This is a genomic window from Streptomyces sp. NPDC037054 (assembly GCF_055606745.1).
The window spans coordinates 437,135-458,355 of record NZ_JBVJSJ010000002.1 but is presented as its reverse complement, the minus strand read 5'-3'; the positions used below and the strand labels follow the sequence as shown (position 1 = coordinate 458,355).

Genomic DNA, 21,221 nt, shown 5'->3' with positions numbered 1-21,221 from the left:
AGCTTTAGGGCTTCGCAGGGTGGGTGCTGAGCGGTGCCGCCCGAGGGAACAGCTCACTCGGGCTCATCCGACGCCCAGGGAAGGACTCGCGGACGCCGGTACCAATACCAGGCTTGGCCGGCCGAGTCACCGGCACCGATGGCCTGCCCACCGTCTTCAATCGTCAGCTCCTGGTACAGAGAGTCCAGTTTTCTCAGGGCTTCGCCGACCCTCATCCGCTCGGTTTCGGGAAGGTCCTTCAGCACCGCACCGAGTCGGTCACGGTACTCAAGGTCCTCCCGGTACATGGTTGCCGAGTACCAGTTACTCGGGGGCCACTCGGAACGCATCCGTACACACAAACGCTCCCAGTTCACCAAGAGCCCACGACCCCGGTCCTGCGTGTCATCCACGCCGCGCGGGGCCACCGCGTCGGTCACCGGTGTCGGGATTTCGAAGGCGCGTACCACTTCCGGGAAGTGCGTGACCCGCAAACCTGGCAGACCTGCGATGGGTGCCTCCGCCGCTTCGACTGAGAACCCGATCTGATCACCCCGCTCAGCCACACGCGCGAGCGTCAAACCGCCGTTCGGCTGGGCAACTCTGCGAATCCAGGGGACCACTGCACGCCATGCGAAGAAGACGGGGGTACCGAGCTCACGCGCCAAGCGGAGTGCCAGGTGCTCCTCCGACGGCCGCAGCTTCACTTCCTCTGCGGCGTAAATACTCAGCGACCACGGCAAATCTCCCGCGAGAGTCTCGTACTCGCAGGTGACAACCGCAGCCCAGTTGCGAGACTCCATCTCGGACGCAGCCGACACGTCAGTATCGGCTGCCGGGACACCGAACGCTTCAGCAAGAGTCGCCGACAGGCGTTCTTGGACGCCGTCGCCCGCAGCAAGAAACGCGTAACCAAAACAGACTTCAGCGTCAGGGGCGTCCACGTTGTTCACAAACCTGGCGAACATGTCGAGCGAGTTGGCTCCAGCGTAGTAGGCACCGGTGTGGTGAAGGTAGAAGAACCTGCCGCCCTCATCAATCAGGAGGACGGAAGAATCGGCCGATTCGAAACCAACCGGGAACAACTTCCGACCCAGCTTGGCCCCAAGTTCCACGATGTCCTCGGCGTCGCCTTCGTATCGACCTCTTGGATCGATGATCAGTGAGCTTTCCGGTGTCTTCGGGTGCGCTAGTGCGAGCAGGCCGAACGAATGGAGGAACCGACTGGCGCTCGTGGCGACAGTCAAGGCGCAACCCTGTCTCTCCGCGTCCCGCATCCGGAAGGCGATCAACTCGTCCGCCCGTTCGCCGATATCCCGGCCGGGGTACCAGCCGTGATCCGCCAACCACCGGTCCACGCCGAGTACTGGCTCGTCAGCTCTTATCATCGCCTCGCCCCCCTGAGGCTGGACAGGTACTCCCCGAAGTCACGGGCTGCGGAAGCCGTCGACCGCTGGACGATCGCGACGGCGTGCTTCAGGGCGCGCGGAGTTGACTCCTCGCCTATCACCTTCTCGGCCAGGTGGACAGAGGCAGGTCCGTCGATGGTCGCCACCGCAGCCGCGAGGTCGATGAGTTGTGTCGCCAGGTCGAAACGCTGAGGGCCGCGTTCGGACAGCGACGCCACTCCCCGACCGATCGTTTCCCGAATGTCGGGGAGGACCGCCCGCACTGTCTCCGGGTCAAGCAGGTCGGCGAGCTTCTCGTCGAAGTACTCGGTGTCGGCGATCCGCACCAACGACCGGAAGGCCTCGGTGCGCAGCTCCCAGTTTCCCTTTTCCCGCGCCAGATCATCGCTGTCGCTCACGGCCACGAAGAGTTGCGCGAAGGTGTTGTCCACCGAGAACTTGCGGTCGATGAGGATGTCGTACCACGGCGTGCTTCTCGGATCACGAGCGCTGGCGATGACGGTCTCGTACCCGGCCGGCTCTGCCCAGGTCGTCAAGGCCACACACGCCAGGAAACGCTCCCGCTCCGGCCCCGAGCCGTCCCTCACCAACTGGGTTAGGCCCGGCACCCGGTCGCAGTGCCGCGGGTCGTCCAGAGCGTCGTAGATGACGTCTTCCACATCGCCGGCCGGCCGACCATCAAAGTCCGTCCCGAGCAGCGTGTCGAACCTGCTCACGTCAGGCTCCTCGTCCCTCCCGAATTCCCCTTTCCGGCCTCGCGGAGGTTACGCAGCGGCACGGTGCGCGGGGATACAGTCCGGTCCACGTGGCCGGCTTCCTCTGTGTCGGGCATGGCCGACAGTTCGGTGAGTGCGATCGACGGCGGGAGCCCGCGATCGTGAGCAGCGCGCAGGCGTTCCAGCCAGACGAGCCCGGCTCGGTACGTCGCGTCGTCGCCCACGTCGAGCGGCTCGAAGCTCGCCGCGTTCTCGGCGTCCGATGCCCACACGTGGCCTAGGAGCCCATGTTCGCCCCGCACGGGCACACACTGCACGTCCCCATCGGCCGAACGCCGATAACCGATCCGCCCAAAGCCTGGGGTGTGCGTGAACTTCCCGTATCGGTAGGGGACTTCGAAGCTGTCCCACACATCTCACGGAGTGCCGTCCCGGTCGTCGAAGATGTTCTCGGCACCGGTCTCGTTCGGCTTCGCGAACCACGTCGGGTCGTCCGGGTCGGTCTCCGCACCCAGGGCTTCCGAGAGATCGCGCAGGGCGGCGGAGAGACGCGGAGCGTTGCACGCGTGCACGTCGGCCTGGGGCCGCCCCTTGAGGTCGTACGGCAACCAGACGTCGGAGCTCGTCTCCAGGTCCGCGGTCACGTAGCCCAGCAGCCCGGCAGCCCCCAGCCGAAGGACGTCCGCCTCCTCACGGATCTCCCCGCCGGCCACGATCTCCCCCGCGCTCCTGGCCTGAGCGGAGACCGAGCCCACCTCCCCGGCACGCATGGTGGCCTCGATCCCGATGGCCAGGTCCTTCGCCGCGCCCGCCGACGACAGGCCTTCTTCCAGCTCGAACGTGTCCCGGAAGAGGTAGGTGTTCTTCTTGCCCGCCTCACGCACGGACACAGACACCCGCACAGTGCCGACCATGAGCCGGTGCTCGCGCAGCACGGCGTACGCGGTGAACAGCTCACGCAGGCAGGCCCGCACACCGCCGTCTCCCTCGTGCTCGCGCCCCCAGGTCCAGCGGGCGACGGTGCTGGTGGCCCTCACGAAGTCGCAACGATTAGTTCGGTGGGGCTGGCTGCTTCTCCTGCCCCTCGAACAGATATTGATAGATGCCCTTCAAATATCCGTACAAGCTCTCTTCGTCATCGAACTCGACGTCCGTCAGCCGCTCATATTCAGCGACGGACAGCTCCCTTGTTTGCAGCACCGCCTCCAGCCCGTCCCGAACCGCGGCGACGTATTCCTCCTTGAAAGCATGCAAGGTCGGACGCAGGTAGCCCGAGGTGTCATAAGCCTGTTCAAGGCTTAGATACACCTTAATAAACTTTTCAAGCTCTCTATTCATGGCTTCCTTGCTCATGGATGACGACCCGGCGCAGGGTTAGCGTACATGGTTATCAGCTTCCAACTGCCGTCCTCCATGCGGTAGACGGGCCGAATGGTGCCGCCCTCGAAGTCGACAGGAAGGTATTCATTCAGATTAGCCGGGTTGCGATAGAAGCCGGTGAAGCGCTTGTGCCCCTCGGGCCCCAAGAGGTCAGCGATCGGCAACTCAGCGTCCGGAGGCTCGCCAGTACGCGCGATTTCATCCCGGAAGTACTGGTCTGCCCGGACCATGTCCTCAGCATCGTCAAACCGGGTCGCATAGGGACCCACGCGATGGGCGCCACCGTGCACTCCGTCGACGGTGGTCCCCGTGAGGGGGTCGATGTTGTTTTCTGACTTGACGTGCCCTGCATTGGCCGAATTGGGGCCGTACATCTGGGGGTTGCCCGCCCCATCGAGCTTCGGCGTGCCCAACCGATCTTGCAGCGCTTGTTCGTCCGGGTACAGATGGCGGCCGGGTGCGTGCCCTTCCCCGCCCTGCCGGTCGTCGAGCTCCTTGATCCGGTCGTCAACGACCTTGGGGTCTAGAGGAGCGTCTGCATTCGGTTGTGATGCCGAGTCGTCCGCTGGTGACGCGGGAGGCGTCCCATTCGGGTCGGCCCCATCGCCAGTACCGGTACCGGTGCCGTACCCGGCGGAGTTGTCGGTTACGGAAGTGTCGACGTGGCCGGCCGAAGGCTGCTCGGCGTGACCACCACCTGAACCGACAGCAGAATCGCTTGTCGAACTGCTTCCATGCCCACCCGAATGGCTGCCTGAAGTCTCATGGCTCGCAGATGGCACTTGGTCCGCCGCGCTGCCACCAGGCAGGTTGTCCGCAACCCCGCCCGGCACATGGTTGCCCGCGCCGGTTCCAGGCATGTCCCCGCCCGCGTGCACCGTCGGGACGTCGCCGCCCGCTTGGACCGCCGGGGTGGTCGGGGCGTCGTCGCCGGTGCGGCCGAGGTCGTCCAGGCCGTCGCTGCCCAGCCGGACCGCCTGGCCCGCGTTGTCCACCGTGGCCGCGCCCGCGCCCACCAGGGCCGGCTCGCGGACCGGGGAGTCGACACGCGGGTTGTCCGCACCCGACACGGGCGGGGTGGTGTCGGGCTGGTCGACGATGTCGCCCGGGCCGTCCGCGCCCTTCTGCACGACATTGCCGCCCTCGTCGAGGAGGTTGCCGTCCGGATCCATGTACTGCGCCGGAACACCGTCCCCGGTCGGCAGCTTCACCGTCCCCGGAGGCAGGACCGTCACATCGTCCGGGAGCTTCACGTTCCCGTCCGGCAGACGCGTCGCACCGTCCGGCAGCGCCGCGCCCTCCGGCAGGTTCACCGTCCCGTCCGGCAGCCGCACCGCACCCTCCGGGAGGGTGAACGCGTTCTCCGGGATCGCCGGGATGTCGATGTTCCCGACACCCTTCAGCGCCGCACTGATGTCACCGATCTTCGACAACCCGGCGCCCGCGCCCTTGGCGATGTACGTCATCGGGTCGATCGCCTTGCCCGCCGTGCCCAGCACCTTCGCCACCGCACCGGCCTTGCCCGCACCCGACACCGCACCACCCGCACCACCGGTGAACACGGTCGTCAGCACGTTGAAGGTGACCGCACCGGCCGCACGGGCCGGGTTCTTGCCCCACTGGTCCCACGCCACCAGCGCCTTGCCCGTCTCCTTCATCGCCGTACGCGAATCACGGATCCAGGACGGCAGCTTGTCGTCCGGCAGCGTCCAGAACATCGTCCCCACGCCGGGGATGGAGGACAGCGCCAGGCCGGTGGCCAGCTGCGCGAGGCCCTTCCACGCCTGGCCCATCGCCTCCCAGCCCCCGAAGCCCACCAGCGTGCCCAGGCCCTTGATCGTGCCCCAGATGCCGTCCACGATCAGGCCGTCCCACACGAAGGACTTCACCCAGTGGCCGACCTCGTACCAGTGGTGCTTCTCCTCCACCGGGTCACCCCAGGGAAGCTTGGCGTTCTTCATGTCCTCGGCGTTGAAGCCGTACTGGTTCGCCTTGTCGGAACCGTCCCCGGCGACCATCTGGTGGGCACCCGGAACCAGCGCCACGATCTTGTTGTGGCACGTCCGCTCCGCCGCCCAAAAGGCAGCAACCGTCGCCGTGATGTCATCGCGGAGCTGGTTGTGCTCGGAGACCTTGTCCTCGTCGTACTCCCACTCGTCGTCGTCCTTGACGGAGTCGACGAACGCCGCCGCGTCCGTCTTCAGCTGCTTCAACTTCGCGACCAGCGGCCGGATCTCCGTCGCATACGACGACAACGCCGACGACACCGTCTCCAACTCGTCCGCGAAACGGTCCGCGCGGTCCTGGACCGGCTTCGTCGTGGCGAAGAGTTTCTCCGCCTCGGGCGCCTCGTAATACGCCGACAGACCCTGGAACTGGGAATGGACGTCGCTGCCCGCGCCGCGGACATTGCCCGCGTCCTTCTTCAGGCCCGCGTAGTCCTTCTCCAACTGTTCCAGGTTGCCCGTGTATTGGGGGATCTGGTCCGGCTTGATCACGCCTTGCCCACCCCGGGCATGTCGATCTTCGGCGCCGCCAGCGTCTTGCGCTGGGCCTCCGCCGCCATCTCCTGGTCGCCGTTCAAGTAGGCCGTCGTCGCGTCCACCACGCCCTGCAACGACTTGCCCGCGCGGGCCGCGACGAACTGCAGGTCCTTCGAGGCCCGTTCGGCGTACTGCGACAGGGCGAGGGCGACCAGGCCGCCCGTGGCCTGCTGACCGCCCTCGCCACCGCCGCCGCCCTCGGCGGAAATCGTGCCCGCGCTGGACGCGGCCGACGTCAGATGGTCACCGAAGTTCTTGCCATACGTCTCGAACTTCGACGCCGTCTCACCGGTCGTCTTCAGCACACTCGAAATGCCCTGCGGCTTCAGATCCCAGCCGGTCACAACCCAACCCCCGTGGATTCCCTACCCGAAACGCTTAATTACCGGACCGCTCAGCCGATGTTGTCGACCGCGGCCTTCGCCCGCTGCAACGTCGACTGCGCCGTACCGTCGTTCTTCTCCAGCGTCGTCTTCAGCAGGTTGATGATGTTCTTGACCTCCTGCGACGCCTTGTTCCACCGCTGCTCCTTGCCGTGGTACTCGTCCGCCACACCATCAGCCGTGAAGTCCGCCATCGCCGCCTTCACCTGCCGGTCACGCTGACCGATGACCTCCTCAAGACGGGCGATCACCGACTGGATGTTGCTCTGCGCGTCAGCCGACGCACCCGTGTCGTACGACCGACGGTCCGCACCCGCACCAGCCATCAGAAAATCCCTCCCCTGGGCTCAGCGGAACCGAGCCGCGTCGAAGTTCGCCGCGGCCATCTGCTGCCGCGCGTTGTCACCCTGCTCCTGGTCACCGGAGCTGAACGCCCCGTCCATACCGGCCTGACCGCCCAGGATCGCGGACAGGGAGCCGTTCAGATCGCTGGAGATCTGGTCGGCCCGCGCCTTGAACTGGTCGAACATCACACGACCCGAGCCGTTGAACTTGCCCTCCAGCGGCTGCGCCGCCTGCACCAACTGCCGTACCAGGCTGCCGAGGTCGTCACTCGAGCCGCGTGAGTCACGCTGCAGGGTCGAGAGCGTCTGGGCTCCCATGTCGAACTTCATTCAGAACTCGCCTCCCCCGTTGGGTTCCGTTGGCCAAATAGTACGTAACTCATCTCTATCAACCCCTCGAACGCTCTCGCAATCGAGCATCGAGGGTAGGGACAGAAGCAAGACAATCCAGTGACAAACCGTCCGGTGACAACGTTCGTCAGCGGGGCGTCGCCGTCGGGCCCTCGCGGCAGATGAGCAGCAGCGCCCGGTCGTCGTTGACGTCCTTCGCGACCGCCTCGATGAGGTGCCAGGCGGCGCCGTGGAAGCCGCCGGCGACGTAGCGGTCGGCCTCGCCGGTGAGGCGGTCGATGCCCTCGACTATGTCGCGGTCGGAGGTCTCCACGAGGCCGTCGGTGAACAGCATCAGGACGTCGCCGGGGCGCAGGCTGCCCTTGACGGAGTCGAACTGGGCGCCGTCGTAGACGCCGAGGAGCGGGCCCTCGGCGGCCTTCTCCTCCCAGCGGCCGCTGCCGGCGCTGAGCTGGAGGCCGGGCGGGTGGCCCGCGGAGTACAGCTCGTAGTCACCCGAGTCGAGGTCGAGGACGAGGTGGATGGAGGTCGCGAAGCCCTCGTCCCAGTCCTGGCGCAGGAGGTAGCCGTTGGCGGCCGGAAGGAAGGCGTGCGGGGGCAGGGAGCCCAGCAGGCCGCCGAAGGCGCCGGACAGCAGCAGCGCGCGGGAGCCCGCGTCCATGCCCTTGCCGGAGACGTCGGTGAGGACGACTTCGAGGGTGCGGCCGCCGTTGGTGCGGGCCGCGACGACGAAGTCGCCGGAGAAGGACTGGCCGCCGGCCGGGCGCAGCGCCATCTCGCGGTGCCAGCCGTCGGGCAGTTTGGGCAGTTTGCTCTGTACGCGGATGCGTTCGCGGAGGTCGAAGAGCATGGTGCCGCCGCGCCGCCAGGGCACGCCGACCCGGCTGCGGAACTGGGCGAGGAGCAGCCCGAAGAAGCCGCAGGCGGCGACGACGAGGACGACGCCCGGGGTGACCCGGGAGGGACCCTCGGTGTAGGGGCCCAGTCGGACGGACTCCACGATCAGGGCGGTGGCGGCGGCCGCGTACAGGCCGAGCAGGCTCGCGGGGCGCAGCACGAGGCCGCCCGCGACGATCGGCAGGACCAGGGCGGCCGGGGAGATCCAGACGGAATTGGCGAGTGTGGCCGCCGTGATCACGGGAATGGTGAGGAAGAGACCGGCGAGCGCGACCCAGTCGGAGCCGTCGCCGCGGAAGTAGTCGACGGCGCTTCTGCGCAGGCCGGTGCGGACCCGGTGCCACTGCTTCTTCCACCGGGCCGTGAACGTGTCGGCGGCGGCGCGCCGCTCCCGTCCTGCTGCCATTAGTTCGGGACCCTATCCATCGGACCGGCCGCTTGGCACGGGAGGTCCTGCTTGTCCCCCGTCCGAGGACCGACTTCACAGTGAACTTCACGGAACGCCGTCGCGCCGCCACCTGACGGAAATTCCCTCGCCCGTCCGGCACGGGCCCTGGTACGCATGGCTCATGGGCACTGACACCGACCTGCGGGTGCTGCGGCAGGACGAATGGGACAAGTGGTACGAGACCCTGGTCCGTGCTTTCAGCGGCGTCCCGGAGGCGCCCGAGGAGCGGGAGCTGTGGAACGCGCTGACGGAGGTCGACCGGTCGCTGGGCGCCTGGGACGGCGGCGAATGCGTCGGTACGGCGGGTGCGTTCGGCTTCCGGGTGACGGTGCCCGGCGGCGCCTCGGTGCCGGCGGCGGGCGTGACGATGGTCTCCGTGGCCGGGACGCACCGCAGACGCGGGGTGCTGACGGCGATGATGCGGCGCCAACTGGACGACATCCGGTCCTGGGGCGAGCCGCTCGCCGTGCTGACCGCGTCCGAGCCGGCGATCTACGGCCGGTTCGGGTACGGCGCGGCGACCTTCCAGCGCAACGCGGAGATCGACACGAGCCGTACGACGCTGTCCGTGCCGCCCGGCACTGACGACGTGCGGCTGCGGTACGCGGCGCCGGGTGACGTGCTCGACGCGTGCGAGGCGGTGTACGCGGAGGTGGCGGCGCGGCGGCCGGGGATGACGGCCCGGATGCCGGGCTGGGAGCGGGTCGCGCTGCTGGACCCGGAGAGCGAGCGGGACGGCGCCTCGCCGCTGCAGTGCGTGGTCGCGGAGCGGGAGGGGCGGGTCGTCGGGTACGCGCGGTTCCGGGTGAAGCTCGGCTGGGAGGAGTCGGGGCACAACGGCACGGTGGTGCTCCAGGACCTGGACGCGCTGGATCCGGCGGCGGACGCGGCGCTGTGGCGTTTCCTGTTCGGCGTCGACCTGACGACGACGCTGGTCGCGCGGGGGCGGCCGGTGGACGACGCCTGGCAGTTCATGGTGTCCGACATCCGCCGGTGCCGGCCGCGGACGCGGGACCAGATGTACGTGCGTCTGGTGGACGTCGGGGCGGCGCTGGAGGCGCGGACGTATCAGGCGCCGGTGTCGGTGGTGTTCGAGGTGGAGGACGCGTTCTGCCCCTGGAACGCGGGGCGTTGGCGGCTCACCGGGGACGCGAAGGGGGCGTCCTGCGAGCGCACCGACGACGCGGCGGATCTGGCCCTGACGGTACGGGAGTTGGGGGCCGCCTACCTCGGCGGCGTGAGCCTCGCGGCGCTGGGCGCGGCCGGGCGGGTGCGCGAGCTGCGGCAGGGCGCGCTGACGGAGACGGCCGTGGCCTTCGGCTCCACCGTGGCGCCGTGGCTGTCGCACGGCTTCTGACCCCGGGCCGCCCTGCCCGCGGCGAGAGCTACTGGCGCCCGGCGCCGTGGCTGCCGCGCGGGCTTCTAGCGCGGCAGCCACGGCCAACGATCGGCTTCCGGGCCGACCCCCGGCCGTCGCGCGGTCAGTGCCCGCGCCTCATGCCCGCTGGCAGCCCGGGCACCAGAAGAGGTTGCGGGCGGCGAGATCGGCGGTGCGGATCTCGCCGCCACAGATGTGGCAGGGCAGGTTGGCCCTGCGGTACACGTACACCTCGCCGCCGTGGTCGTCGACGCGGGGCGGGCGGCCCATCGCCTCCGGGGAGTGTTCGGGGCGGACGGTGTCGATGCGGTTGTTGCGGACGCCCTCCCGCATGAGTGCCACGAGGTCGGTCCAGAGGGCGTCCCACTCGGCGGGGCGGATGTCCCGGCCCGCGCGGTACGGGTCGACGCCGTGCCGGAACAGCACCTCGGCCCGGTAGACGTTGCCGACTCCGGCGACGACCTTCTGGTCCATGAGGAGGGCGGCGATCGTCGTGCGGCTGCGGGAGATCCGCCGGTACGCGGCGGCCGGGTCGGCGTCGTCGCGCAGCGGGTCGGGGCCGAGGCGGGCGTGTATCGCGGCCTTCTCGGTGCCGGTGATCAGCGCGCACGTGGTGGGGCCGCGCAGGTCGGCGTACGCCGTGCCGTTCGCCAGGCGCAGGCGGACGGTGTCCGTGGGGGCGGGCGCCGGGGCGGGGCCGAGGGCGACCTTGCCGAACAGGCCGAGGTGGATGTGGATCCAGTCGGTGTGCCCGGGGTCGCGGAAGCCGAGGAAGAGGTGCTTGCCGTGGGCGTCGGCGGTGTGCAGGACGGTGCCGTCGAGGAGGGCGGCGGCGTCGCTGAACTTGCCCTGGGGGCTGGCGACGCGCGTCGGCGCTCCGGCGAAGGCGGCGGCGTAGTCCTGGGCCAGCCGGTGGATGGTGTGCCCCTCAGGCACGGGTGACTCTCCTTCTTCCGCCCGCGCCCCGCCGACCGGGTCGGCGGGGTGCGGGCCTGTCCCGGTCCCGGCGCGCCGTTACTGCTGCGGGTGGTGGGCCGGGATGGGCGGGAGGTCGCCCGTCGTCTCGTACGTGGCGAGCATGTCGATGCGGCGGATGTGGCGCTCGTCGCCGGAGAACGGGGTGGCGAGGAAGGTCTCGACGAACTTGGTCGCCTCGTCCAGGGAGTGCATGCGCGCGCCGACCGCGATGACGTTGGCGTTGTTGTGCTGGCGGCCGAGTTCGGCGGTCTCGGTGCTCCAGGCGAGGGCCGCCCGGACGCCCTTGACCTTGTTGGCGGCGATCTGCTCGCCGTTGCCGGAGCCGCCGATCACGACGCCGAGGGCGTCGGGGTCCGCGGCCGTCTTCTCGGCGGCGCGGAGGCAGAACGGCGGGTAGTCGTCCTGGGCGTCGTAGATGTGCGGCCCGCAGTCGACGGGCTCGTGACCGGCTGCCTCGAGCCACTGGACGAGGTGGTTCTTGAGTTCGTAGCCGGCATGGTCGGAACCGAGATACACGCGCATGGGACGAGTGTGACACGCCCGTCTCGCGGCGGCAGCGTCGGGTGCCCGCACGGAAAACTGTGAGCAACACTACAGAACCTCAGGGAAACCTCAAGTAACAATCCGGAATCAAAGGTTCCTTGATTCGTTCACCTCCGTTTCACTGGACCGGCCCGTACACCGTTCGTACGGGGAACTGCTCGACCGGCGCAAAGGAAATGTGGTCCATGACGTCACAGGGCGGCCTCCAGGCCGGATTGAAGAATCGCCATCTGTCGATGATCGCCATCGGTGGTGTGATCGGTGCCGGCCTCTTCGTCGGTTCCTCCTCCGGCATCGCCACCGCCGGGCCCGGCATCCTCCTGTCGTACGCCCTCGTCGGCACGCTCGTGGTGCTGGTGATGCGGATGCTCGGCGAGATGTCGGCCGCGAACCCGACCTCCGGGTCCTTCTCCGCGCACGCGGACCGCGCGCTCGGCGGCTGGGCCGGGTTCTCCATCGGCTGGCTGTACTGGTTCTTCTGGGTCGTGGTGCTCGCGGTCGAGGCGACCGCGGGCGCGGTGATCCTGGAGGGCTGGATCCCGGCCGTTCCGCAGTGGGCGTGGGCGCTCATCGTGATGGTGGTGCTGACCGCCACGAACCTCGTCTCCGTGGGCTCCTACGGCGAGTTCGAGTTCTGGTTCGCCGGCATCAAGGTCGTCGCGATCGCCGCGTTCATCGTCATCGGCGGTCTCGCCGTGTTCGGCCTGCTGCCGGGTGTCGACAGCGAGCAGGCGGGTCTCGCCAACCTCACGGAGCACGGCGGCTTCCTGCCGAACGGGCCGGGCGCGATCCTCACCGGTGTGCTGCTCGTCGTCTTCTCCTTCATGGGCAGCGAGATCGCGACGCTGGCGGCCGGCGAGTCGGAGAACCCGCGGCAGGCCGTCACCAAGGCCACCAACAGCATCATCTGGCGTGTCGCCGTCTTCTACCTCGGCTCCATCTTCGTCGTGGTGTCCCTGCTGCCGTGGGACAGCGAGTCGATCGCCGAGGACGGCTCGTACGTCGCCGCGCTGAACTCCCTGGGCATCCCGCACGCCGGTCAGATCATGAACTTCATCGTGCTGACCTCGGTGCTGTCCTGCCTCAACTCCGGCCTCTACACGGCCTCCCGCATGGCGTTCTCGCTCGGTGAGCGCGGCGACGCGCCGAAGGCCTTCGCCCGGACGACCGAGCGGGGCGTGCCGCGTACGGCGATCATCGCGTCGGTCGTGTTCGGCTTCGTCGCGGTGTTCTTCAACTACGAGTTCCCCGACACCGTCTTCCTCTTCCTCGTCAACTCCTCCGGCGCGGTCGCGCTGTTCGTGTGGCTGGTGATCTGCTTCTCGCAGCTGCGGATGCGGAAGATCATCCAGGCCGAGGCGCCGGAGAAGCTGGTCGTGCGGATGTGGCTGTACCCGTACCTGACCTGGGCGACGGCCGCGCTGATCGTGTTCGTCCTCGGCTACATGCTGACCGACACCGAGCACGACGGCCGCCGGACCGTGCTGCTGTCGCTGCTGGTCGCGGCGCTCGTGCTGGCCGTCGCCTTCGTCAAGCAGAAGGTGAGCGGCGGGCGTTCGGCCCACGCGGCCGAGGCGGGCAAGGCGGGCGAGGCGGGCAGGGCCGGCGAGCAGGACAAGGTCTCCACGGGCTGACGGCCCGCGGTCCCCGCGCACGACGTGAGGGCCGGGACGGCTCACCGCCGTCCCGGCCCTCACGCGCGAACTCTCAAGCGGTCACCGCTTGTCGGCGACCTTCCACGCGGTCGGCAGCAGCCCCATGGCGAGCGCGGCCTTGAGGGCGTCGCCGATCAGGAACGGCGTGAGGCCCGCCGCGAGCGCGGCGGAGGCGGACATGCCGGTGACCATGCCGAGGTAGGGGACGCCGACGGCGTAGATGATCGCCTCGCCGAGCAGCATCGTGCCGGCCATGCGCAGCACGGAGCGGTCGGCGCCGCGGCGGGCGAGGGCGCCCACGACGGTGGAGGCGAGGATCATGCCGAGGATGTAGCCGAACGACGCGCCGCCCGCGCCCGAGGTGCCGCCCGCGAACCACGGCACGCCCGCCATGCCGACCAGCGCGTACAGGGCGAGCGACAGGAAGCCGCGCCCGGCGCCGAGGGAGGTGCCGACGAGCAGCGCGGCGAAGGTCTGGCCGGTCACCGGCACCGGGGAGCCGGGCACGGGCACGGCGATCTGCGCGGCGAGCCCGGTGAGCACGGCACCGCCGACCACGAGCGCGGCGTCCCGGACACGGGATGCGGGGAGGAGGTCGGCGAGGACCTGTCCGGAGCGGACGGGGGCGGCAGCGGTGCTCATGGGGTCTCCGCGAGAGGTGATGTGGGCATGTTGGGACACGGCGACGCTATCCCAGCGCCGCGCGGCGGATCACCGTCAGCGGTCGACAAAGGAGCGAACCGCGAGTTGGTGGGCTCCGGACAATGACCGCCGGTTACACAGGTGGCCGCGTGACGCCGGTCACTGAGGCCGGGGGGCTCCGGTCACCCCGGAGGCCGTCCGCGGCGTCTGTAGGGTTTCGCCAAAACGGCGTCCGGGGGCCGCAGGTCGAGCGGGTAACCGGACCTGCACCCTCCGTATCGCGGGTGTCCGGATGCTGAACGATCTCTCGCTCTGAGCGGACGCGCGCACCAGACTGTCGGCGTTTTGCCCTCTCACGCACTGGACGAGCCGCCCTCATGCCCAGCACCCCCACGAAGACGTCGTCACCGGTGTCCTCCGAGGCGGACGCCTCGCTGTCCCACGGCCTGAAGCAACGCCATCTGTCGATGATCGCCCTCGGCGGTGTCATCGGCGCCGGCCTGTTCGTCGGTTCCGGGGCGGGCATCGCCGCCGCCGGTCCCTCGATCGTCCTCGCCTACGCCCTCTCCGGCCTCCTCGTGATGCTCGTGATGCGGATGCTGGGCGAGATGTCGGCCGCGTATCCGTCGTCCGGTTCCTTCTCCGCGCACGCCGAGCGGGCGCTCGGCCCCTGGGCCGGCTTCACGGCCGGCTGGTCGTTCTGGGTGCTGCTGTGCACGGCGGTCGGCCTGGAGGCCATCGGCGCCGCGAAGATCGTCACGGGCTGGCTGCCGGGCACGCCCGAGTGGGCGTGGGTCGCACTGTTCATGGTGGTCTTCTGCGGCACGAACCTGGCCGCCGTGAAGAACTTCGGCGAGTTCGAGTTCTGGTTCGCCGCGCTGAAGGTCGTCGCGATCGGTCTCTTCCTGGTGCTCGGCGTGCTCGCGATCGCGGGCGTCCTGCCCGGCACGGACTCCCCCGGCGCGAGCAACCTCACCGACTTCATGCCGGGCGGCACCGAGGGCCTCATCATCGGCCTGCTCGCCTCGGTGTTCGCGTACGGCGGCCTGGAGACGGTCACCATCGCGGCGGCCGAGTCGGAGAACCCCGTCAAGGGCGTGGCGAGCGCGGTGCGCACGGCGATGTGGCGCATCGCCCTGTTCTACATCGGCTCGATGGCCGTCATCGTGACCCTGGTCCCGTGGGACTCCGAGGCGGTCGTCGCCAAGGGCCCGTACGTCGCCGCCCTCGACGAGCTGGGCATCCCGGGCGCCGGGCAGCTGATGAACGTGGTCGTGCTGGTGGCGCTGCTGAGCGCGATGAACGCCAACATCTACGGCTCCTCGCGCATGGCGTACTCGCTGGTGGAGCGCGGCCAGGGCCCCCGGGTGCTGGGCCGGGTCTCCGGCGGGGTGCCGCGGATCGCGGTGCTGGCGTCCTCGGTGTTCGGCTTCGGGTGCGTGCTGCTCAGCTACTGGCGCCCGGACGACGTGTTCTCCTGGCTGCTGAACATGATCGGCGCGGTCATCCTGGTCGTCTGGATCTTCATCGCCGTCTCGCAACTGCGCCTGCGCCGGCGCCTGGAGCGCGAGGCGCCCGAGAAGCTGGTCGTGCGGATGTGGGCGTTCCCGTGGCTGACCTGGCTGGCGCTGGCCGGCATGGCGGCGGTCTTCCTGCTGATGGCCCGGGAGCCGGACACCCGCGTGCAGTTGTACTCGACGGGCGGCATGACGCTGTTCCTCGCGGCCGTCGGCTACGCCTGGCAGCGGGCGCGCGCCAGGAGCTGACCCGCCCACCTCGCCACGAAGGCCCCCGCGTGCCGTGACGCGGGGGCCTTCGCCGTACCGGCGGCGGGGGTACGGGGTTACGGCTTGCGGGCCAGGCCGCCGTGCTGGCCGATGGGGCTGGGGTGCGTGCCGGGCTCGGGGCGCCACAGGGGCACCGAGACGACGCCCGGCTCCACCATCTCCAGGCCCTCGAAGTAGGCCTCGATCTGCTCCACGGGCCGCAGGAAGTACGGGACCGCGCCGGTCTCGTTGTAGCCGTCCTGCGCCTCCTCGTAGTCCGGGTCGGTGCCGCGCGAGCCGTCGTTGACGCACAGGTAGCTGCCGGACGGCAGGCCCGCCATCAGGCGGCGCACCAGGGCGCACGCCTCGGCGTGGTCACGGACGTGACCGAGGAGCCCGCTGAGGATCAGCGCCGTGGGCCGCGACAGGTCGAGGGTCCTGGCCGCCGCCTCCAGGATGCGCTCGGGCTCGTAGAGGCTCATGTCCTCGTACGAGGTGGCGCCCTCGGGGCTGGACGTGAGCAGGGCGCGGGCGTGGGCGAGGACCAGCGGGTCGTTGTCGACGTAGACGATGCGGGACTCGGGGGCGTACCGCTGGGCGACCTCGTGGGTGTTGTCCACGGTGGGCAGGCCGGTGCCGACGTCCAGGAACTGCCGTACGCCGGCCTCCTGCACCAGGTACCGGATGGTGCGCCCCAGGAAGGCGCGGCTGCTGCGGGCGATGGTGACGATGCCGGGGAAGACGGCGGTGTAGGCGTTGCCCGCCTCCTCGTCCACCGGGTAGTTGTCCTTGCCGCCCAGCCAGTAGTTCCAGATCCGGGCCGAGTGCGGCACCGAGGTGTCGATCTCCGTCATGGGGTGGGGCTCGCCTCCAGGGTCGGTCTTCCCGCTCATGGTCCTACGCGGGGTGGTCCTGCGCCACATCCGTCCCGCACGGCACGTCGAGGGACAGCAGCGCCGCGGACTCCCCGTCCAGGCGCGGCTCGCTGAGGGCCGCGTCGCGCAGCCGGGGGAACACGCGGCGGTACGAACCTCCGCCGGGGCGCCTCGGCGAACGAGTCCGGGGACGCGTTCGCCGAGTACGCCCCGCACTACGGCCTGGGTGTGGACGCGGTGGTGACGGACTTCCCGGAGCCGGCACGGATCGCCCGAGAGGGAGCGCCGGTCACGGGCGGGTGAGCACCCGTCAGAGGTTGCTGAAGTCGGGGCCCTTGGTGCGGGTGCGCTTGATCTCGTAGAAGCCGGGCACGGAGGCGACCATCAGGGTGCCGTCCCACAGCTTGGCGGCCTCCTCGCCCTTGGGCGCCGGCGTGACGACGGGTCCGAAGAACGCGATCTGCTCGCCGTCGGCGCCGGGGACGGCGATGACGGGCGTGCCGACGTCCTGGCCGACCTTGTCGATGCCCTCCTTGTGGGAGGCGCGCAACTGCGCCTCGTACGGCGTGGCGTCCCAGTGGTCCAGGAGGGACTCGGGCAGGCCGACGTCCTTGAGGGCGGCGGCGACGGTCTCCTTGCCCGGGCCCTCCTCCTTGTTGTGGATGCGGGTGCCGAGCGCCGTGTAGAGGTCGCCGAGCACCTCGGGGCCGTGCTCCTCCTGGGCCGCGATGACGACGCGGACCGGGCCCCAGGCCTTGGTCTCGAGCAGTTCCCGGTACTCCGCCGGGAGCTCGTCCAGCTTGTCCTCGTTGAGGACCGCGAGGCTCATCAGGTGCCAGCGGACCTCGATGTCGCGGACCTTCTCCACCTCCAGCACCCAGCGGGAGGTCATCCAGGCCCAGGGGCACAGCGGGTCGAACCAGAAGTCGACGGGGGTCTTGCCGGAGACGGACTCGGACATGGCTCTCCTCGGTAAAGGTTCTTTCCCCGGGCAACACCGAAGGTGTCCCGGCGCATTCCCGGCACACCGAAGGTGGCGCGACGATTCCCGGCTGCTGCGCGTCAGGGGCGCATGGCAGGATCGGTGCTGTCCACATCCTGAAACACCACCCGAGGGAGTGCCGCCCGTGCCCGGTGAGAATCTGTCCCGCGACGAGGCCCGGGAGCGGGCCGCCCTGCTGTCCGTCGACGGGTACGACGTGTCGCTCGACGTGCGCTCCGCCGTCGGCGAGGGGGGCGACGGGCCGCGCACCTTCCGCTCGGTGACCACGATCCGGTTCCGCTGCGCCGAGCCCGGCGCGTCGAGCTTCGCCGACCTGATCGCGCCGAGCGTGACCGCCGTCTCCCTCAACGGCCGCGACCTCGACCCGAGCGAGGTCTTCGACGGCTCCCGCATCCTGCTGGAGGACCTGGCCGCCGACAACGAACTGGTCGTCGACGCCCGCTGCGCCTACTCCCGCACCGGTGAGGGCCTGCACCGCTTCGTCGACCCGGAGGACGGCGAGGTCTACCTCTACACGCAGTACGAGCCGGCCGACTCGCGCCGGGTGTTCGCCAACTTCGAGCAGCCGGACCTCAAGGCGCCGTTCCGCTTCGAGGTGCGGGCGCCGCGGGAGTGGACGGTGTGGAGCAACGGCGTGGGCGAACTCGCCGACGGCGTCTGGCGGTTCGCGGAGACCAAGCCGATCTCGACGTACATCACGTGCGTGGTGGCGGGCCCGTACCACTACGTGACGGACTCCTACGAGCGGGAGCTGGCGGACGGCACGCGGCTTCGGATCCCGCTCGGCGCGATGTGCCGCAAGGGCCTTGCGCCCCACTTCGACGCCGACGACGTGTTCCTGGTGACGAAGCAGGGCCTGGACTTCTTCCACGAGCACTTCGACTACCCGTACCCGTTCGGCAAGTACGACCAGGCGTTCGTGCCCGAGTACAACCTCGGCGCGATGGAGAACCCGGGGCTCGTCACCTTCCGGGAGGAGTTCATCTTCCGGGGCAAGGTCACGCAGGCGTCCTACGAGGCCCGCGCCAACGTGATCCTGCACGAGATGGCGCACATGTGGTTCGGCGACCTCGTCACCATGGAGTGGTGGGACGACCTGTGGCTGAAGGAGTCCTTCGCGGACTTCATGGGCGCGTTCTCGCTGGTCGGCGCGACCCGCTTCAGCGACGGCTGGATCACCTTCGCCAACCGCCGCAAGTCGTGGGCGTACCGCGCGGACCAGCTGCCGTCCACGCACCCCATCACGGCGGACATCCGTGACCTCCAGGACGCCAAGCTGAACTTCGACGGCATCACGTACGCCAAGGGCGCCTCGGTGCTCAAGCAGCTCGTGGCGTACGCCGGCCAGGACGCCTTCCTGGAGGGCGCGCGGCGCTACTTCAAGCGGCACGCGTACGGCAATACGCGCCTCGGCGACCTGCTGGCGGTGCTGGAGGAGACCAGCGGGCGGGACATGACGGCGTGGGCGCGGTCCTGGCTCCAGACTGCGGGGGTCAACTCGCTGACGCCGCAGGTGCTGTTGAACGCCGACGGCAGGGTCGACGAGCTGGCCGTGGTGCAGGAGGCCGCCGAGTCGCACCCGCACCTGCGGCCGCACCGGGTCGCGGTGGGCCTGTACCGGCGTGACGCCGAGGGCGCTCTCGTCCGGTACGCGCGCGCCGAGGCCGACGTGGACGGCCCGCGCACGGTCGTGACCGAGCTCGCGGGCGCCGAGGCCCCGGAGCTGGTGCTGGTCAACGACGACGACCTGACGTACTGCAAGATCCGCTTCGACGAGACGTCGCTGGTGACGCTGCGGGAGCACCTGGGCGCCCTCACCGACCCGCTGGCCCGCGCGCTGTGCTGGTCGGCGCTGTGGAACATGACGCGGGACGCGCTGTTGCCGGCGCGGGACTTCATCGACCTCGTGCTGCGGTTCGCGGGCCGGGAGTCCGACATCGGTGTGCTGCAGATGCTGCACGCCTGGGCCAACACGGCGCTGGTCCACTACGCGGCGCCGGAGTGGCGCGAGACCGGCGGCCGGCTGCTCGCCGAGGGGGCCCTGCGCGCGCTGCGGGCGGCGGACCCGGGCGGCGAACCCCAGCTGGCGTGGGCGCGGTTCTACGCGTCGGTGGCGTCCGACGAGGCGGACCTGGAGCTGCTGCGGGGCCTGCTGGCGGGCACCGAGAAGATCGACGGCCTGGACGTGGACCAGGAGCTGCGCTGGGCGTTCCAGGAGCCGCTGGCGGCGCACGGCGAGGGCAGGGAGCGGGCGCTCGACGAGGAACTCGCCCGGGACGACACCGCGTCCGGCAAGCGGCACCACGTGCGCTGCATGGCCGCCCGCCCGTCGGCGGCGGTGAAGGCGCAGGCGTGGGCGCAGGTCGTGGAGTCGGACGCGCTGTCCAACGCCCTGGTGGAGGCGACCATCGCGGGCTTCGCACAGCCCTCGCGGCGCGACCTGCTCGCGCCGTACACGGAGAAGTACTTCGCGGCGATCGAGCGGGTGTGGGCCGAGCGGTCGATCCAGATCGCCATGCTCGTGGTGCGGGGCCTGTTCCCCGCGCTGCGGGACTCGCAGGACACGCTCGACCGGGCGGACGCGTGGCTGGCGGCCCACGAGGACGCGGCGCCGGCGCTGCGCAGGCTGGTGCTGGAGTCGCGGGACGACCTGGCGCGGGCGCTGCGCGCACAGGCGTGCGACGCCGCGTGACCGTTACGGAACGCGGATGACCGACCCCGTAACCCCTGGTTCGTACCCCGAATGGACCAGGGGCTTTCGGCATCCGAACATCCGTCCTTTAGTTCAGGGTTGTCCGGATTTACCGACAGGCGTGTAACAGCGGTTAAAGGAGGATTCGGAGGCGGGAAAGTCCCAGGTCATGAACAACACCCCGCTCTCTCCCCTCCCCCTCCCCCGGCCGACCGACGTCCGCCGCCGCGTCCTGACGGCCGCGCAGCTGCGCGCGCACGGCGTCCCCGCCGCCGAGACGAACGAGCGGTGCCGGTCGGGCGGCCCCTGGCGGCAGATCCTCCCCGGCGTCGTCCTGCTCCACCCGGGCCCGCCGACGAACGAGGAACGGCTGCACGCGGTGCTGCTGTACGCGACGCGGGAGCGGACCGCACGGGTGCCCTCCCAGGGCGGCGCGGAGGGCGAGGCCCCCGCCGCTCCCGCGCAGCCCGAGGCGATGATCACCGGTCTGGCCGCGCTCGCCCTGCACGGCTTCCGCGCCGTTCCCCCGCTGGCGGCGCTGGGCACGATCGACGTGCTGGTGCCACGGCTGCGCCGGCTGCGCTCGACCGGCTGCGCCCGCGTCGTCCGCGCGGCGGCCCTGCCGGTGCCGCGTCAGGTGATGGGCGTGCCGGTGGCGCCTGTGCCGCGGGCGCTGGCGGACGCGGTGGCGCAGGTGACGGACGCGGTCGCGGTGCGCCGCCTGCTGACGGAGGCGGTGCGCGGCGGTCACTGCGAACCCGCCGTGGTGGTACGGGAGTTGAGCCAGACGCGGCTGCTGAACCGGCCGCACGTGGTGGACGCGGTGGACTCGCTGCTCGCGGAGGGCCGGGCCGTGGCGGAGGACCGGCTGTACGCGATGGTGCGGGATTTCGGCCTGCCGGACCCGATGTGGAACGTCGACCTGCGGCTGCCGGGCAGCCCGCACCTGGGCGGCGTCGACGCCTACTGGCCGGAGCAGGCGGTGGCGCTGGAGCTGGACACCCGGGCGCCCCGGCCGGACGACGATCCGCTGGAGTCGGAGCACGCCCGCAAGCGGGAGCACCTGGAGCGGCTGGGCATCACGGTCGTGCGGGTGCTGCCGAGGAAGCTGCGGGACGCCGCGGAGCAGCAGGCCGCGGTGATCCGCACGGCGCTGATGGCGGCGGCGGACCGGGAACCGGCGGCGCATGTCGTGGTGCTGCCCCGGTAGGTCCCGGGAGGTGGTGCGGGCCCGCTCGG

Annotated in this window: 19 protein-coding genes; 5 read left to right on the top strand and 14 right to left on the bottom strand. The window is 70.1% G+C overall.

Features of this window, described 5'->3' with window-relative positions; all coding sequences use genetic code 11:
* Nucleotides 1-53: 53 nt before the first annotated feature.
* From ACZ7D7_RS07025 to ACZ7D7_RS06985, 9 genes are all read right to left on the bottom strand, one after another.
* Entirely contained in the window at nt 54-1,367 is a 1,314-nt protein-coding gene (locus ACZ7D7_RS07025) for an SUKH-3 domain-containing protein (protein WP_470822921.1), read from the bottom strand.
* Nucleotides 1,364-2,104: a hypothetical protein gene (locus ACZ7D7_RS07020; RefSeq protein WP_470822920.1), complete on the bottom strand. Its 741-nt coding sequence runs from the start codon at nt 2,102-2,104 to the stop codon at nt 1,364-1,366. The genes ACZ7D7_RS07025 and ACZ7D7_RS07020 overlap by 4 nt, the downstream gene beginning before the upstream one ends.
* Nucleotides 2,105-2,520: 416 nt before the next feature.
* Nucleotides 2,521-3,141, bottom strand: coding sequence for a hypothetical protein (locus ACZ7D7_RS07015; RefSeq protein WP_470822919.1), 621 nt, complete (start codon nt 3,139-3,141; stop codon nt 2,521-2,523).
* Nucleotides 3,142-3,154: 13 nt separating this feature from the next.
* Nucleotides 3,155-3,457, bottom strand: coding sequence for a hypothetical protein (locus ACZ7D7_RS07010; protein ID WP_470822918.1), 303 nt, complete (start codon nt 3,455-3,457; stop codon nt 3,155-3,157).
* A complete protein-coding gene (locus ACZ7D7_RS07005; RefSeq protein WP_470822917.1) occupies nt 3,454-5,982 on the bottom strand; it encodes a hypothetical protein in 2,529 nt (842 codons plus the stop codon). Before ACZ7D7_RS07005 ends, ACZ7D7_RS07010 begins: the two co-directional genes overlap by 4 nt.
* Entirely contained in the window at nt 5,979-6,371 is a 393-nt protein-coding gene (locus ACZ7D7_RS07000; RefSeq protein WP_470822916.1) for a DUF6507 family protein, read from the bottom strand. The genes ACZ7D7_RS07005 and ACZ7D7_RS07000 overlap by 4 nt, the downstream gene beginning before the upstream one ends.
* 50 nt (nt 6,372-6,421) lie before the next feature.
* Nucleotides 6,422-6,736, bottom strand: a complete 315-nt coding sequence (locus ACZ7D7_RS06995; RefSeq protein ID WP_470822915.1) for a pore-forming ESAT-6 family protein — start codon at nt 6,734-6,736, stop codon at nt 6,422-6,424.
* Between the two features lie 21 nt (nt 6,737-6,757).
* Nucleotides 6,758-7,084, bottom strand: coding sequence for a hypothetical protein (locus ACZ7D7_RS06990; RefSeq protein WP_470822914.1), 327 nt, complete (start codon nt 7,082-7,084; stop codon nt 6,758-6,760).
* Nucleotides 7,085-7,232: 148 nt separating this feature from the next.
* Entirely contained in the window at nt 7,233-8,408 is a 1,176-nt protein-coding gene (locus ACZ7D7_RS06985) for a PP2C family protein-serine/threonine phosphatase (RefSeq protein ID WP_470822913.1), read from the bottom strand.
* Between the two features lie 163 nt (nt 8,409-8,571).
* On the opposite strand from ACZ7D7_RS06985, the gene ACZ7D7_RS06980 reads away from it, so the two are divergent.
* Nucleotides 8,572-9,807, top strand: coding sequence for a GNAT family N-acetyltransferase (locus tag ACZ7D7_RS06980; protein ID WP_470822912.1), 1,236 nt, complete (start codon nt 8,572-8,574; stop codon nt 9,805-9,807).
* Nucleotides 9,808-9,945: 138 nt separating this feature from the next.
* Here the strand turns inward: ACZ7D7_RS06980 and ACZ7D7_RS06975 are convergent, their stop codons facing one another.
* Both ACZ7D7_RS06975 and ACZ7D7_RS06970 read right to left on the bottom strand, forming a co-directional pair.
* Entirely contained in the window at nt 9,946-10,764 is an 819-nt protein-coding gene (locus ACZ7D7_RS06975; protein WP_470822911.1) for an Fpg/Nei family DNA glycosylase, read from the bottom strand.
* Between the two features lie 78 nt (nt 10,765-10,842).
* A complete protein-coding gene (locus ACZ7D7_RS06970) occupies nt 10,843-11,328 on the bottom strand; it encodes a ribose-5-phosphate isomerase (protein WP_470822910.1) in 486 nt (161 codons plus the stop codon).
* A 206-nt stretch (nt 11,329-11,534) separates the two neighbouring features.
* Between ACZ7D7_RS06970 and ACZ7D7_RS06965 the strand changes: the two genes are divergently transcribed.
* Nucleotides 11,535-12,983, top strand: coding sequence for an amino acid permease (locus ACZ7D7_RS06965; RefSeq protein ID WP_470822909.1), 1,449 nt, complete (start codon nt 11,535-11,537; stop codon nt 12,981-12,983).
* A gap of 81 nt (nt 12,984-13,064) precedes the next feature.
* On the opposite strand, the gene ACZ7D7_RS06960 is transcribed toward ACZ7D7_RS06965, so the two are convergent.
* Complete coding sequence (locus ACZ7D7_RS06960) at nt 13,065-13,646, bottom strand: biotin transporter BioY (RefSeq protein ID WP_470822908.1); 582 nt, start codon at nt 13,644-13,646, stop codon at nt 13,065-13,067.
* 377 nt (nt 13,647-14,023) lie between these two features.
* On the opposite strand from ACZ7D7_RS06960, the gene ACZ7D7_RS06955 reads away from it, so the two are divergent.
* A complete protein-coding gene (locus tag ACZ7D7_RS06955) occupies nt 14,024-15,412 on the top strand; it encodes an amino acid permease (protein WP_470822907.1) in 1,389 nt (462 codons plus the stop codon).
* Nucleotides 15,413-15,489: 77 nt separating this feature from the next.
* On the opposite strand, the gene ACZ7D7_RS06950 is transcribed toward ACZ7D7_RS06955, so the two are convergent.
* Both ACZ7D7_RS06950 and ACZ7D7_RS06945 read right to left on the bottom strand, forming a co-directional pair.
* The gene (locus ACZ7D7_RS06950; RefSeq protein WP_470823204.1) at nt 15,490-16,266 is read right to left on the bottom strand and encodes an SAM-dependent methyltransferase; all 777 of its coding nucleotides are present in this window, start codon (nt 16,264-16,266) and stop codon (nt 15,490-15,492) included.
* A gap of 331 nt (nt 16,267-16,597) precedes the next feature.
* Nucleotides 16,598-17,248 carry a mycothiol-dependent nitroreductase Rv2466c family protein gene (locus ACZ7D7_RS06945; RefSeq protein WP_470822906.1) on the bottom strand — a complete coding sequence of 217 codons (651 nt, stop codon included), beginning with the start codon at nt 17,246-17,248 and terminating at the stop codon, nt 16,598-16,600.
* A gap of 166 nt (nt 17,249-17,414) precedes the next feature.
* On the opposite strand from ACZ7D7_RS06945, the gene pepN reads away from it, so the two are divergent.
* Together pepN and ACZ7D7_RS06935 are read left to right on the top strand one after the other, a co-directional pair.
* Nucleotides 17,415-19,982, top strand: coding sequence for an aminopeptidase N (pepN, locus tag ACZ7D7_RS06940; protein WP_470822905.1), 2,568 nt, complete (start codon nt 17,415-17,417; stop codon nt 19,980-19,982).
* 169 nt (nt 19,983-20,151) lie between these two features.
* A complete protein-coding gene (locus ACZ7D7_RS06935; RefSeq protein ID WP_470822904.1) occupies nt 20,152-21,192 on the top strand; it encodes a hypothetical protein in 1,041 nt (346 codons plus the stop codon).
* Nucleotides 21,193-21,221: the final 29 nt, after the last annotated feature.

Excerpts from the sequence above, each read along its gene's own strand:
- ACZ7D7_RS06985 (WP_470822913.1), bottom strand. The coding sequence starts at position 8,408 with ATGGCAGCAGGACGGGAGCGGCGCGCCGCCGCCGACACGTTCACGGCC.
- ACZ7D7_RS06950 (WP_470823204.1), bottom strand. The coding sequence starts at position 16,266 with ATGACGGAGATCGACACCTCGGTGCCGCACTCGGCCCGGATCTGGAAC.
- ACZ7D7_RS06945 (WP_470822906.1), bottom strand. The coding sequence starts at position 17,248 with ATGTCCGAGTCCGTCTCCGGCAAGACCCCCGTCGACTTCTGGTTCGAC.
- ACZ7D7_RS06990 (WP_470822914.1), bottom strand. The coding sequence starts at position 7,084 with ATGAAGTTCGACATGGGAGCCCAGACGCTCTCGACCCTGCAGCGTGAC.
- ACZ7D7_RS06935 (WP_470822904.1), top strand. The coding sequence starts at position 20,152 with ATGAACAACACCCCGCTCTCTCCCCTCCCCCTCCCCCGGCCGACCGAC.
- ACZ7D7_RS07025 (WP_470822921.1), bottom strand. The coding sequence starts at position 1,367 with ATGATAAGAGCTGACGAGCCAGTACTCGGCGTGGACCGGTGGTTGGCG.
- ACZ7D7_RS06960 (WP_470822908.1), bottom strand. The coding sequence starts at position 13,646 with ATGAGCACCGCTGCCGCCCCCGTCCGCTCCGGACAGGTCCTCGCCGAC.
- ACZ7D7_RS07010 (WP_470822918.1), bottom strand. The coding sequence starts at position 3,457 with ATGAGCAAGGAAGCCATGAATAGAGAGCTTGAAAAGTTTATTAAGGTG.
- ACZ7D7_RS06955 (WP_470822907.1), top strand. The coding sequence starts at position 14,024 with ATGCCCAGCACCCCCACGAAGACGTCGTCACCGGTGTCCTCCGAGGCG.
- ACZ7D7_RS06980 (WP_470822912.1), top strand. The coding sequence starts at position 8,572 with ATGGGCACTGACACCGACCTGCGGGTGCTGCGGCAGGACGAATGGGAC.
- ACZ7D7_RS06970 (WP_470822910.1), bottom strand. The coding sequence starts at position 11,328 with ATGCGCGTGTATCTCGGTTCCGACCATGCCGGCTACGAACTCAAGAAC.
- ACZ7D7_RS06965 (WP_470822909.1), top strand. The coding sequence starts at position 11,535 with ATGACGTCACAGGGCGGCCTCCAGGCCGGATTGAAGAATCGCCATCTG.
- ACZ7D7_RS06995 (WP_470822915.1), bottom strand. The coding sequence starts at position 6,736 with ATGGCTGGTGCGGGTGCGGACCGTCGGTCGTACGACACGGGTGCGTCG.